General features: G+C 57.4%; 13 protein-coding genes and 4 tRNA genes. 11 read left to right on the top strand and 6 right to left on the bottom strand.

Features of this window, described 5'->3' with window-relative positions; genetic code table 11:
* Positions 1 to 24 precede the first annotated feature (24 nt).
* From AAC632_RS11535 to AAC632_RS11520, 4 genes are all read left to right on the top strand, one after another.
* Positions 25 to 336 (top strand): hypothetical protein, encoded by a 312-nt coding sequence (locus AAC632_RS11535; RefSeq protein ID WP_340299012.1) that lies wholly within the window; start codon positions 25 to 27, stop codon positions 334 to 336.
* Positions 337 to 531: 195 nt separating this feature from the next.
* Positions 532 to 606, top strand: a tRNA-Val gene (locus AAC632_RS11530).
* Between the two features lie 58 nt (positions 607 to 664).
* Complete coding sequence (locus tag AAC632_RS11525; protein WP_340299011.1) at positions 665 to 1,270, top strand: histidine phosphatase family protein; 606 nt, start codon at positions 665 to 667, stop codon at positions 1,268 to 1,270.
* Positions 1,271 to 1,361: 91 nt separating this feature from the next.
* Positions 1,362 to 1,437, top strand: a tRNA-Val gene (locus tag AAC632_RS11520).
* A 49-nt stretch (positions 1,438 to 1,486) separates the two neighbouring features.
* Here the strand turns inward: AAC632_RS11520 and AAC632_RS11515 are convergent.
* Positions 1,487 to 1,831: a hypothetical protein gene (locus AAC632_RS11515; RefSeq protein ID WP_340299008.1), complete on the bottom strand. Its 345-nt coding sequence runs from the start codon at positions 1,829 to 1,831 to the stop codon at positions 1,487 to 1,489.
* 64 nt (positions 1,832 to 1,895) lie between these two features.
* Positions 1,896 to 2,360 (bottom strand): hypothetical protein, encoded by a 465-nt coding sequence (locus tag AAC632_RS11510; protein ID WP_340299006.1) that lies wholly within the window; start codon positions 2,358 to 2,360, stop codon positions 1,896 to 1,898.
* Between the two features lie 154 nt (positions 2,361 to 2,514).
* Here AAC632_RS11510 and AAC632_RS11505 point away from each other — a divergent pair, with 154 nt between their 5' ends.
* The 3 genes from AAC632_RS11505 (at position 2,515) to AAC632_RS11495 (ending at position 3,067) form a co-directional block, all read left to right on the top strand.
* Positions 2,515 to 2,730: a superinfection immunity protein gene (locus tag AAC632_RS11505; RefSeq protein WP_340299003.1), complete on the top strand. Its 216-nt coding sequence runs from the start codon at positions 2,515 to 2,517 to the stop codon at positions 2,728 to 2,730.
* A 149-nt stretch (positions 2,731 to 2,879) separates the two neighbouring features.
* A tRNA-Asp gene (locus tag AAC632_RS11500) sits at positions 2,880 to 2,956 on the top strand.
* A 34-nt stretch (positions 2,957 to 2,990) separates the two neighbouring features.
* Positions 2,991 to 3,067, top strand: a tRNA-Asp gene (locus AAC632_RS11495).
* 36 nt (positions 3,068 to 3,103) lie between these two features.
* Here the strand turns inward: AAC632_RS11495 and mnmA are convergent.
* Complete coding sequence (gene mnmA, locus AAC632_RS11490) at positions 3,104 to 4,249, bottom strand: tRNA 2-thiouridine(34) synthase MnmA (RefSeq protein WP_340299001.1); 1,146 nt, start codon at positions 4,247 to 4,249, stop codon at positions 3,104 to 3,106.
* A gap of 216 nt (positions 4,250 to 4,465) precedes the next feature.
* On the opposite strand from mnmA, the gene ligA reads away from it, so the two are divergent.
* The 3 genes from ligA to AAC632_RS11475 all read left to right on the top strand — a co-directional run bounded on the left by ligA (position 4,466) and on the right by AAC632_RS11475 (position 8,971).
* Positions 4,466 to 6,655, top strand: a complete 2,190-nt coding sequence (ligA, locus tag AAC632_RS11485; RefSeq protein WP_340298999.1) for an NAD-dependent DNA ligase LigA — start codon at positions 4,466 to 4,468, stop codon at positions 6,653 to 6,655.
* 3 nt (positions 6,656 to 6,658) lie between these two features.
* Positions 6,659 to 8,758, top strand: coding sequence for an ATP-dependent DNA helicase RecG (recG, locus tag AAC632_RS11480; protein ID WP_340298997.1), 2,100 nt, complete (start codon positions 6,659 to 6,661; stop codon positions 8,756 to 8,758).
* Positions 8,759 to 8,848: 90 nt separating this feature from the next.
* A complete protein-coding gene (locus AAC632_RS11475; RefSeq protein WP_317654970.1) occupies positions 8,849 to 8,971 on the top strand; it encodes a hypothetical protein in 123 nt (40 codons plus the stop codon).
* Positions 8,972 to 9,144: 173 nt separating this feature from the next.
* On the opposite strand, the gene AAC632_RS11470 is transcribed toward AAC632_RS11475, so the two are convergent.
* Positions 9,145 to 9,591, bottom strand: coding sequence for an iron-sulfur cluster assembly scaffold protein (locus AAC632_RS11470; RefSeq protein ID WP_340299150.1), 447 nt, complete (start codon positions 9,589 to 9,591; stop codon positions 9,145 to 9,147).
* A 57-nt stretch (positions 9,592 to 9,648) separates the two neighbouring features.
* On the opposite strand from AAC632_RS11470, the gene hisI reads away from it, so the two are divergent.
* Positions 9,649 to 10,050: a phosphoribosyl-AMP cyclohydrolase gene (hisI, locus tag AAC632_RS11465; RefSeq protein WP_340298995.1), complete on the top strand. Its 402-nt coding sequence runs from the start codon at positions 9,649 to 9,651 to the stop codon at positions 10,048 to 10,050.
* On the opposite strand, the gene gluQRS is transcribed toward hisI, so the two are convergent.
* Positions 10,047 to 10,913 carry a tRNA glutamyl-Q(34) synthetase GluQRS gene (gluQRS, locus tag AAC632_RS11460; RefSeq protein WP_340299149.1) on the bottom strand — a complete coding sequence of 289 codons (867 nt, stop codon included), beginning with the start codon at positions 10,911 to 10,913 and terminating at the stop codon, positions 10,047 to 10,049. The two genes, hisI and gluQRS, sit on opposite strands and share 4 nt — an antisense overlap.
* Positions 10,897 to 12,246, bottom strand: coding sequence for a methylenetetrahydrofolate--tRNA-(uracil(54)-C(5))-methyltransferase (FADH(2)-oxidizing) TrmFO (gene trmFO / locus AAC632_RS11455; protein ID WP_340298993.1), 1,350 nt, complete (start codon positions 12,244 to 12,246; stop codon positions 10,897 to 10,899). The genes gluQRS and trmFO overlap by 17 nt, the downstream gene beginning before the upstream one ends.
* Positions 12,247 to 12,267: the final 21 nt, after the last annotated feature.

The following is a 12,267-nucleotide window of genomic DNA, read 5'->3' as shown; positions in this document are numbered from 1 at the left end:
AGGATTGGCCAAATGGGGACACACATGGCAACAAAATCACCAAAATCCACTACGGATAAGGCGGCATCTAAACCAAAACCTGCGGTGGCCTCGGTCGCGGCGGTGATCGCACCCAAATCAAAGGCGGCCGTAAAAGCAACAGCAAAACCGTCTGACAAGCCCGCGCTCAAAGCCGTGACCGCCCCCAAATTTGAGAGCAAACCCAAGGCGAAGATTGAGGCGCTGAAGCGCCGCACCCTGCTTGAGGCGGTTGCGATGCGCGTGGGTGTCAAACGCACAGATGCGCGCGAAGTCATGGATGCGGTTCTGGTCGAGATGGCCGAAGCCCTAGATTAAGGGCGCGACCTGATCCTGCCGCCATTTGGATAGGTCATGTTGCGCAAAGATAAGGATGGTCAGGATGGGCGCCCGATGGTGGCGCGGATAAAGCTGATCGAGGCTGATAAACGCGGTGCAAGCGCCGAGGAAACCGACCAAGACTAAACCCTTGCGCAGTGGGGCGCGGCTGAATAGAAGAACCCCGCGCAGAACGGGTGATTAGCTCAGTGGTAGAGCGCTTCGTTCACATCGAAGATGTCGGGGGTTCAAATCCCTCATCACCCACCATCTGGCCTATTGTTGAGGCGGGGCAGGTCTGTGAACCACGGGCGAGGTGATCTTTGTGATGCGGCGAAATTTTCCGATATATTTGCTGCGCCATGGGGAAACCGAATGGAACAACGCGCATCGGTTTCAAGGTTGGCTCGACTCCGCGCTTACCACCAATGGGGTTGCGCAGGCGCAGGCGCAAGGTCGTTTGTTGCAGGAAATGATCACCCGCCAAGGCTATGACGCGGTGACCGATTTCCGAACCAGCCCGCTTGGGCGCGCGGCACGCAGCGCGCGGTTGATCGCGCGGGCCTATCCCGATTTGCCGACCCTAGTGCAAGACGCGCGCCTGCGTGAGGTGAATATGGGGCAATGGCAGGGGCTTACGCGGGCCGAGGTGCAGGCGAATTGGCCTGTGCGCTTTGACACCGAGGCGCAGGTCTATCGTCATTCTCTCTTGACCCAAGGGGGCGAAACGCGCGCGGCCCTCGAGGCGCGTTTGCAGGATCTTGTAGCTGATTTGAAGGGGCCGAGCCTATTGGTTAGCCACGGCGTTGTGATCCAAACCTTGCGCGGCCTTTTGCGCGGGCTAGACCCTGACCAAACGGCACGTTTGGGCCATGCGCAGGGCGGGGTTTATGTGATTACCGCCAATGGGGGTGAGGTGAAGATTGGGTTTTGAAAAAACTTTACGCCTTTGGGGCAAAATTCTTTGCAGATCGGGCTTGCATATCCCTGCATCATGCGGCTAATACCCCTTCACGCGTTGGCGAGGGTGATTAGCTCAGTTGGTAGAGCGCTTCGTTTACACCGAAGATGTCGGGAGTTCGAGTCTCTCATCACCCACCACGCGCTTCCTCCCAGACTTCAGCTTGACTGATCCCAAGGGCTCGCGCGATTATTTCGCGGTATAGAGCCGGTCGGTGATGCGGTCGCGGATATTGGCCGCCGCGTCACCGGTATCTCCAACTCGATGCACATGAATGAAATACGGCTGATTGTCGTAACATTTCATGGTCACAAAAATATTGCCGTTGATTTGATACCATACATGTTCCTCGTCATCACCGCCCGCAAAATCGACCCAAGAGGCGACTTGGTTCACGGCGCGCTCAGAGGCCGTGGTGCAGGCATAATTGCTGCTAAAGCTGCGTCCATCCACGGTAAAAGCCACTTCATCGGCGCGGGCAAAATTGGCAAGGCTGCCTAGGGCAAGAGCGGCAAGAATTGATTTACGTGACATTGGGCACTCATCCTCATCGTCGTTTGAATTGGCCGCGCAACCATCACTGTGCGGCAAAATTTGATCAGAAAGTTTCGATTTCTAAACGGGCGTTGCAATAGGCCCCATCGTAGGTGCCAACCCAAATATCAATCGGCCCGTCTTGCGGGTTGGTTAGGGTGATACGGGGGTCAAGATTTCCTTTATCGTCATCATCATAATACCAAGTTGCCGATGCGGTATTGATCAAAAGGGCCGCGTCACATTCGCTGACCATGCGAATATGCAACTCGTAAGCCGCCATGCCCGAGACGTTGAATCGGAAATCTGGTCGATCTGGAAAAAATCCCGGGCCGACATCTGTGGCCGGTCGGATATGGCTGCATTTCGAGAGCGAATAATCACCCCCAGCGACAATGTTATAATAGCGAGGCGTGTAAAAATAGCTTCCGCTGCCGCTATATTGCTCTGCTGCTTGAAAGTTCCAAGTTGGACACGCGTCCGCTGATGTAGTGAAGAATGACCCCGCGACAAGCGCCGCTGAAAGCAAGATTTTTCGTATCTGTTTGTCCCTTATTTCCTTTATTTATTGGAATGAACCTAGCTCAAAATATAAATTTTTCTAATGTTTTGCGGATAAAGTGAATATCGACATTGCAGTGGAACGGGTGCAGGATAATCTGGGATGAGCGAGAGGCAGATGAATGACAGGTGATCCAAGTTTGGACGGGTTTCTGGCGACCTATGCGATTGTGATTATCGCAGCGTTCTTCTTTCCAACCCTCGTTGCGATCCTCCGTGGCCATAAGCGCACCATTGGTGTCTTCATTCTGAACGTCGTGGTGGGATGGACGGGATTGGGCTGGATTTTACTGCTGGCTTACGCGTTATTGAGCGAGGCAAAAGCGCAGCCAAGGTAAGGTCTGAACTTTCCCTGCGCATATGCGGTCAAACGCAAATTTGCTTTTGCGCATTTTTTGCGTCAATCGCGCCAAAGGAGGCCTTGACGGGGCAGGGCGCGCAGCATAGACACCCTGCACGTTACAGGCTTGCCTGTGGCCGATGGTGAGCGGTTGTAGCTCAGTTGGTTAGAGTACCGGCCTGTCACGCCGGGGGTCGCGGGTTCGAGCCCCGTCAACCGCGCCACCACCATCGCGCCCCAAAGCTCCTGTTCGTCTGCGCGGTTGTAGCTCAGTTGGTTAGAGTACCGGCCTGTCACGCCGGGGGTCGCGGGTTCGAGCCCCGTCAACCGCGCCACTTCTTACCTAGATCCACGAAAAATGCGCGGGCTGTTTACCCTTTGTGGATCCATCCACCGCCAAAGATTCGGCTGCTGTTCTCATCATAAAAGACACAGGCTTGACCAGGGCTGACACCTTCCTCGGCGGTCAGCAATTCCACCATCGCGGTTGTCGGGGATGTCGGATGGATCAGGGCCGCGCGTGGCGGGCGGGTTGAGCGGATTTTGACAGCAACCTCGCGGGTTTTTTCGCTGTCAAAGGGCGTATCACCCAACCAGTTGATTTCGCGCACGGGGATATGGCGGGTCGCCAAGGCCTCCTTGGGGCCGACCACGACATGACGCGCCTCTGGATCAAGTTTGACCACATATAACGGGTCAGCCAGCCCCCCAATACCAAGGCCGCGGCGTTGGCCGATTGTGTAATGGATCACGCCATTATGTCGGCCCAAAACACGGCCTTCCATATCCACGATATCTCCCGGATCCGCTGCGCCGGGGCGCAATTTTTCAATCACACTGGCATAGTCGCCATTTGGCACAAAGCAGATATCTTGGCTGTCTGGCTTATCAGCCACGGGCAGGCCGTATTTATGGGCCAGTTTGCGGGTTTCTTCCTTAGATGACAGATGACCAAGCGGAAAGCGCAGGAAATCTAATTGCGCTTGCGTGGTCGAAAACAAGAAATAGGACTGATCGCGCGTTGCATCCGCGGCGCAATGAAGCTCTGCTTTCTCAGCCCCCATTTTGCGCTGAATATAATGCCCTGTGGCCATGCAATCGGCCTCGAGTTCTTGGGCGGTGGCAAGCAGATCTTTGAATTTCACGCGCTCGTTGCAGCGGATGCAGGGCACAGGCGTGGCCCCTGCGAGATAGGCATCGGCGAATTCGTCAATCACCGCATCCTTAAAGATATTCTCGTAATCAAGGACATAATGAGGAAAGCCCATATTTTCAGCCACACGGCGCGCATCGTGAATATCGCGCCCTGCACAGCAGGCCCCTTTTTTTGCCAAAGCCGCACCGTGATCATAAAGTTGCAGGGTGACGCCCACCACATCATAGCCTTCTTCGGCTAATTGGGCCGCCACAACCGAGCTATCCACCCCCCCAGACATAGCCACAACAACCCGCGTCTCCTGCGGGGGTTTGGCAAAGCCAAGCGAGTTGAGCGGCGCATTGGGGCGGTCAAGGGGCATATCGATCTCCAGATGATAGGGCAGAATATAGGAAAATCTTATCTATTCACAAGGGGCTGAAGGCTTGGACGCTTACCTTGCCTTAAGGCTTGGGGGCGTGGTTACGTGCTGCGTGACCCGCATCAAAAGGCCGCTTTGGCTGCTACGGCTTGATCTGCGCTAGACCTCTGCCGCTGCTGCCCATATCTATAGGGCAGCAGTCAGGCGAGGCGGTCTATGTCAGAAGAAGATCAAAACACGGGCGCAGGGGTATCCCTCTTAGGGCGCGATCAGGCGGCACAGCGTTTGGCTGAATTGGCTGATATTTTGGCGCGCGCCAATAAGGATTATTTCCAAGAAGACGCGCCCACCCTCAGCGATGCGGAATATGACCGCCTGAAACGCGAAAACGCGGATCTTGAGGCGCGGTTTCCCGATCTGATCCGCGGCGATAGTCCAAGCGCGCAAATCGGTGCCAGCCCTGCCGAGGGCTTTGGCAAAATCACCCATGCCGAACGTATGATGTCCTTGGCCAATGCCTTTGACGAGACCGATGTCGCGGAATTTATCGTGGGCATTCAGCGCTATTTGGGCCTGTCTGATACCACGCCCTTGGTCTTTACCGCCGAGCCAAAAATCGATGGGCTGTCCCTGTCTTTGCGCTATGAAAACGGCGTTTTGGTGCATGCCGCCACGCGCGGCGATGGGGAGACGGGTGAAAACGTCACCGCCAACGCCCGCACGATTGCCGATATTCCGCAGGCCATCCACCACCGCGATTGTCCCGATATTCTCGAAGTGCGCGGTGAAGTTTACATGAGCCACGCAGATTTCGCCGCGCTCAACGCGCGCGCCGAGCAGGCAGGGGGTAAAACCTTTGCCAATCCACGCAATGCGGCCGCAGGATCGCTGCGCCAATTGGATGCTGAGATCACCCGCGCCCGCCCGCTGCGGTTTTTTGCCTATGCGCTTGGGGTTGTCTCCGCTCCGCTTGCAGACACGCAATCTGGACTGATTGCGAAATTGCGTGATTTTGGATTTCAGACCAATCCCTTGACCATTCGCTGCGAGAGCCTTGAGGCGATTATCGCCCATTATCAGGCAATTGCCCATGATCGCGCGGGTCTGGGCTATGATATTGATGGGGTGGTCTACAAACTCGATGATCTGGCCTTGCAACGCCGCTTGGGGTTGCGCGCCACCACCCCGCGTTGGGCCATTGCGCATAAATTCCCCGCTGAACTAGCATGGACGCGGATCGAGGCGATTGACATCCAAGTGGGGCGCACAGGCGCGTTGTCGCCCGTAGCGCGGCTTGCCCCCGTGACAGTGGGCGGTGTGGTTGTCTCGAATGCAACGCTGCATAATGAGGACTACATCGCAGGCCGCAACAGCACAGGCGAGGCGATCCGTGCTGGGCGCGATATTCGCGTGGGTGATTTGGTTCAGGTCTATCGCGCGGGTGATGTAATCCCCAAAATCGCAGATGTGGATGTCACGCAACGCCCCGCGGATGCGCAGCCCTATATCTTTCCCACCACATGCCCCGAATGCGGATCAGAGGCGCATCGTGAGGAGGGCGATTCCGTGCGCCGCTGCACTGGCGGGCTGATCTGCCCTGCCCAAGCGGTCGAGCGCCTCAAGCATTTCGTCTCGCGCGCGGCCTTTGACATCGAGGGTTTAGGGGCAAAGCAAGTCGAACAATTCAACAAAGACGGATGGATCACCGAGCCTGCCGATATTTTCACGCTTGAGGCACGCTATGGCAGCGGTATCCAGCAGCTGAAAAACCGCGAGGGGTGGGGGGATAAATCTGCGCAAAATCTTTTCGCGGCGATTGCAGAGAAACGTAAAATCCCCCTTGGCCGTCTGATCTTTGCCTTGGGCATCCGCCATGTGGGCGAAGTGGCGGCCAAGGATTTGGCCGAACATTTCCGCAGTTGGGCCGCCTTGGATGCGGCCATTCATGCCGCCCGCCTTGAGCCTGCCGCAACGGCGCCTGACGCCAAATCGCGCAAAAAATTGCTTGAGAACAGTCCCGCATGGGCCGAAATCACGGGGATTGATGGCATCGGGGATACGGTTGCCACAGCGCTCTGCGAGGCATGGGCGCAGCCGCGTGAATATGCGTCAATCGAACGGCTTGTGGCCCATCTTGAGATCCAATCACCCGCTATTCGTGATGTGTCGGGCAGCCCCGTGATGGGCAAGACAGTGGTATTCACGGGCAGTCTCGAAAAGATGACCCGCGCAGAGGCCAAATCGCGTGCTGAAAGTTTGGGGGCTAAGGTCGCAGGTTCGGTTTCTGCCAAAACCGACCTTTTGGTTGCAGGGCCTGGGGCAGGATCAAAGGCTAAAAAGGCCGCAGAATTGGGCATTGAAACCATTGACGAAGATGCGTGGTTGGCCCTTATTGGGGATCTTTAACCCATGGCCGCGCAGGGCCGACCAGAGGTTTTGTTCGGGCTCTTTTCGCGCCTTGAGGGCCTATCTGGTATCGGCCCCAAAGCTGAGCAGGCCTTAGGGCATCTTCATATCGAAACCCCGAAAGATCTGATTTATACCTTGCCCGTGGGGGTGGTGGATCGCCGCCCCGTAACGCGCCTTGCCGAAATCACCCCACCGCGCATTGCCACGTTAGAGGTTGAGGTGATCCGTCACCGGCCGCCCCCGTCCCGCGGGCGTGGGCCCTATCGGGTCACGGTCACCGACAGTCAAACTGCCTTTGATCTGGTATTTTTTCACGCGCGCGCGCCCTATCTGGAAAAGCTCTTGCCCATAGGCGCGCGGCGTCTGATCTCGGGCAAGGTAGAGCTTTTCGATGGGATTGCGCAAATCGTGCATCCCGATCACATCCTGCCTGTTGAAGAGGCGGAAACCCTCCCTAAATTCGAGGCGATTTATCCGCTTGGGCAAGGGTTGACGCAAAAGATCATGGCGCGCGCGATTGCCGATGCCTTGCAAGCCGTGCCTGACCTGCCCGAATGGATTGATCCCGCCCTCAAGGCGCGCGAGGGGTGGCCCGATTGGGCCACTGCGATGTGGGCACAGCACCATGTGCAATCGCCCAGTGAGGTCGCCCCCAATGCCAAGCCGCGGCTGCGTCTGGCCTATGACGAATTGTTTGCTCATCAATTGACCCTTGCCCTTGCGCGGGCGCGGGCCAAGCGGCGCAAAGGGCGGATCAGCCATGGTGATGGTGCGCTGCGGGCCAAGGTTCTGCAAAGCTTGCCCTACAGCCCCACGGGCGCACAGACCCGCGCGATTGCGGAAATCGTGGCCGATATGGCCGCGCCTGAACGGATGAGCCGCCTGTTGCAGGGCGATGTTGGGGCGGGCAAAACCCTTGTTGCCTTGATGGCGCTTTTGGCTGCGGTCGAGGCGGGTGGGCAGGGGGTGATGATGGCACCCACCTCGATCCTTGCGCAACAGCACGCCGCCAATCTGCGCCCCTTGGCCGAAGCGGCAGGTGTCGTGCTTGAGGTTCTCACTGGAGCGGATAAGGGGCGCGAGCGGGCCGCAAAACTGGCCGCCCTTGCGCGCGGCAATATCGCGATCTTGGTCGGCACTCATGCCGTGTTTCAAGAGGATGTTGAATTTGCCGATCTGCGTTTGGCGATTGTGGACGAGCAGCACCGCTTTGGCGTGCGCGAACGCCTGAGATTGGGGGAAAAGGGCGCTTTGGCTGATATGTTGGTGATGACGGCCACGCCCATTCCCCGCACGCTGAGCCTTGCGCAATATGGCGATATGGATCTGTCGATCTTGGATGAAAAACCCGCCAATCGTCAAAAGATCACCACGGCCTTGGTGTCCGAGGCGCGGATGGATGAGGTGGTGGCACATCTGCAAAAGGCGGTGGCAGAGGGCCAGCAAGCCTATTGGATTTGCCCATTGGTTGAGGAATCCGAAGTTTACGAGGCCACTGCCGCTGAAGAACGCTTTAAATCCTTGCGCGCACGAATGGGCGAGGGGGTGGTGGGCCTTGTCCATGGGCAAATGAGCAGCTCTGAAAAAGATGCGACCATGACCGAATTCAATGAAAACCGCACCAAGGTTCTGGTGGCCACCACGGTGGTTGAGGTGGGGGTGGATGTGCCAAATGCCAGCATTATGGTGATTGAACAGGCTGATCTTTTTGGCATGGCGCAGCTCCATCAATTGCGGGGGCGGGTGGGGCGCGGCAGCCGTGCATCGACTTGTGTGCTGCTTTATCGCAATGGCCTGACAGAAACGGCCAAGCGCCGTTTGCATGTCCTGCGCGATACGGATGATGGCTTTGTCATCGCAGAAGAAGATTTGGCCATTCGCGGCGCAGGCGATGTGATTGGCACGGCGCAATCTGGTCTGCCGCGGTTTCGCGTGGCCGATCTGGAACAACATGGCGGCTTGATGGTGATGGCGCAAAGCGATGCGCGCGCGCTTTTGGCGCTTGATCCATCGCTAGAGGGGCCGCGCGGTCAGGCCGCACGCACCCTCTTATGGTTGCTCGAGCAAGATAAGGCTATTCGCCTGATTTCGGCGGGCTGACCCGCTTTGTTCACAAATGTTCTTAAAAAGTTCTTGACGACTCGCGTCAGGGTATGAGAACAATCAGGCAACATTAACGGGAGATGACCCATGTTGTCAGATGTAAAAACGATTATCACGCGTTCATCCACCACGCTTTTGGCCGATCTGTGCGGGGCAATGTCCCTTGTTGTTTTGGCGATGGGGCTGCTGCATCTGCCGCAATTTTTCTAAGTTTTCTGCCTGCGGTTCAGGTTTCGGGGGTATGCGCCCCCTTGGCATCATGATCCTTGCCTCGGATCTGTCCCCAATGCCGATAGGCCGCGCGATCCCCCAATCGCACGGTTGAAACGATACACCGCATCACTATGACCGCCCCTTTGCATTGCCCTACAGGGGCGGTTTTTTTAGGGCTCTTCGGTGCGCTCTATCGCCTCAAGGGTCGCTTCGAGTGACAGCATGATAGAGGCGTGACGATTGCGATAATCGCGGGCGGGGGTCAGCACCTCATAACCCTCAAATGGGGCCTCTGGCCCGTTCCCCTCACCTTTGAGCATGGCGGCAAGCGCGTCTCGGGCGGCGGCAATTTCGGCACGGCTGCGGCCCAGAATATGGGTACCCATCAATGCCGCGGAGGCCTGACCGAGCGCGCAGGCCTTTACATCTTGGGCAAAGCGGCTGATCCGCCCCTCGGCGACATCCAAATCCACTGTAACGGTTGACCCGCAGAGCGGGGCGCGCCGCTTTACACTGGCCTGAGGCGCCTCAAGCCGCCCGTGATGCGGAATATCCGCCGCCAATGCCAGAATTCGCTGCGAATATAGCTGCACCAAATCGGATTTTGTGTCGCTCATCTCAGCCATGCGCGTCTAGGCCCCTTCCATGATCTCCCCCCAAGAGCTAGTGTGAATATGACCATTTGGAAAGGGCGAGATGTGGAAATGACGGGTGCTGTGGAATTTGACCCAGATAGACTACGCTATAATGAGGCGGGTCTGATCCCTGCGATTGCGCAATGCGCCGAGACGGGCGATGTGCTGATGATGGCATGGCTGAACCGCGCCTCCCTCGAAAAAACCCTAGAAACAGGCAAAGTCACCTATTGGAGCCGCTCGCGCGCGGCCTTTTGGGTCAAGGGTGAAAGCTCGGGCCATGTGCAGGATTTGGTTGATCTGCGTGTGGATTGTGACCGCGATTGTCTTTTGCTCGTGGTTCGGCAAACGGGGCCTGCCTGCCACACCAATCGCCGCAGCTGCTTTTACACTGCGATCCGAGAGGGGGGCGAGGTCGAATTGATGCAACCCGAGGGCTAAAGCCCGACCATTCTACGAATATCAGCAGGGGTTTTTCCTGCATCCCGATAAAGGGCAATGGCGCGCGCATCATCGCGCTTGGCCAGACGTTTGCCCTGCTCATCACGGATCAAAGCGTGATGATGATATTGCGGCACAGGGTAGGCCAACAGATTTTGCAAAATCACATGGATTGCGGTTGCCTCAAATAAATCTTCGCCGCGAATGACATGGGTTACGCTTTGTGCCGCGTCATCAACCACCACGCTGAGATGGTAAGAGCTGCCCATGTCTGGCCGCGCCAATACAGGGTCGCCAATATGGGCCAGCGCGCTCTCGCGCGTGATCTCATGAGGCCCCTGATGGCGTGGCCCTGTTTCTGTGAAACGCATTTGCGCAAGGCGCTCAAACGCGCGCGCCAGATCAAGGCGTAAGGCGGACCCTTTGGCCTCGGCGGCACTGGTCACAGTCTGGCCGCGACAGGTGCCAGGATAGATGCGCCCATCTGGCCCGAATGTGGGGGCCCCTTCCTGCGGGGCGGCACTGGCCGCCTCTATATCCCGCCTGCGGCAGGTGCAGCGATAAATCAGGCCCTGTTGCGCCAATTGATCCAAAGCGGCGCGATATCGGGCCATTTGCTCGGATTGCCGCATCACGGGCAGGGGCCAAGACAGCCCCAACCATGTCAGATCATCATAAATTTGCGCCTCCCATTGCGGGCGGGCGCGGGATTGGTCGATATCCTCAATCCTGAGCAGAAATTGCCCCTGCGCCTTTCGCGCCATGTCATGGGCCAGACATGCACTATAGGCATGGCCCAAATGCAAAGGCCCCGTGGGGGACGGGGCAAATCGGGTGACACAGCCCTTAGGCAGGGAAGGCATCAAGCCATGCGCGCCAATCGGTCTTGGCGCGATCCGTATAGGCCTTATAGCGGTCTTTGCGTCCACGCCGCCCCGATTTTAAGCCTTCGACCAGGGGAAAAAGACCGAAATTCACGTTCATCGGCTGAAAGGTTTTCGCCTCCGCCCCGCCTGTGATGTGATGGATCAAGGCCCCCATCGCGGTGGTATTGGGCAAATCGGGCGGGGTGAGGCCGCGCAATTCTGCCACCGCGTAGCGCCCCGCAAGCAGCCCCATTGCAGCCGATTCAACATAGCCCTCAACCCCCGTGATTTGGCCCGCACAGCGGATATGCGGCATAGATTTCAACCGCATTTGCGCATCGAGAAGCGTGGGGGAATTGATGAAGGTGTTACGATGAATGCCGCCAAGACGTGCAAATCGTGCCTCCTCCAAACCGGGGATCATACGCAACACTTCGGTCTGTGCGCCGTATTTCATTTTGGTTTGAAAGCCCACGATATTGTAAAGCGTGCCCAGTTTATTGTCGCGGCGCAGCTGCACCACGGCCCAAGGTTTCACATCGGGCTGATGCGGGTTGGTTAAGCCCACAGGTTTCATCGGCCCGTGGCGCAGGGTTTCGCGGCCCCGTTCTGCCATAACCTCAATCGGCAGGCATCCATCGAAATAGCCCGCCGTTTCGCCTTCGTGAAATTCGGTTTTTTCGGCAGCCAGCAGGGCATCGATAAAGGCCTCATACTGCTCGCGCGTCATGGGGCAGTTGAGATAAGCGCGCTGCTCTTCTTCGGTTTCGCCCTTGTCGTAGCGCGACTGCATCCACGCCCGCGACATGTCGATACTTTCGGCATAAACGATGGGGGCAATCGCATCGAAAAAGGCAAGGCTGTCTTGACCTGCCTCTTGGGCAATGGCCTGTGCCAGCGCGCCTGATGTCAACGGGCCTGTTGCGATGATCCAATGGCCTGTTTCGGGCAGGGCGCTGATTTCCCCGTCCTCAATCGTAATATTGGGATGCGCGCGCAGACGCGCTGTGACGGCTTGGGCGAAAGCATCGCGATCCACCGCCAATGCGCCCCCTGCGGGGAGGCGGTGGTGATAGGCCATTTCCATAATGAGGCCACCCGCCGCGCGCATTTCCCAATGCAAAAGGCCGACCGCGTTTTGTTCGTGATCATCCGAGCGGAAGGAATTGGAACATACCATTTCCGCCAAATGCCCAGTTTGATGGGCAAATGTACCAATCTTTGGGCGCATCTCATGGATGACGACCTGTTGACCAAGCTCTGCGGCTTGCCAAGCGGCCTCAGAGCCCGCCATGCCGCCGCCAATGATATGAAGCGCGTTATCTGACATGAGCGCTTCTTAGATCAAAAG

Origin of the sequence: Roseobacter sp. HKCC-CH-9351 (assembly GCF_037830295.1) — a bacterium.
Classification (GTDB): Bacteria; Pseudomonadota; Alphaproteobacteria; order Rhodobacterales; family Rhodobacteraceae; genus M30B80.
Note: the sequence above shows the minus strand (reverse complement) of the source record. Positions and strands in the feature narration are given on the sequence as shown.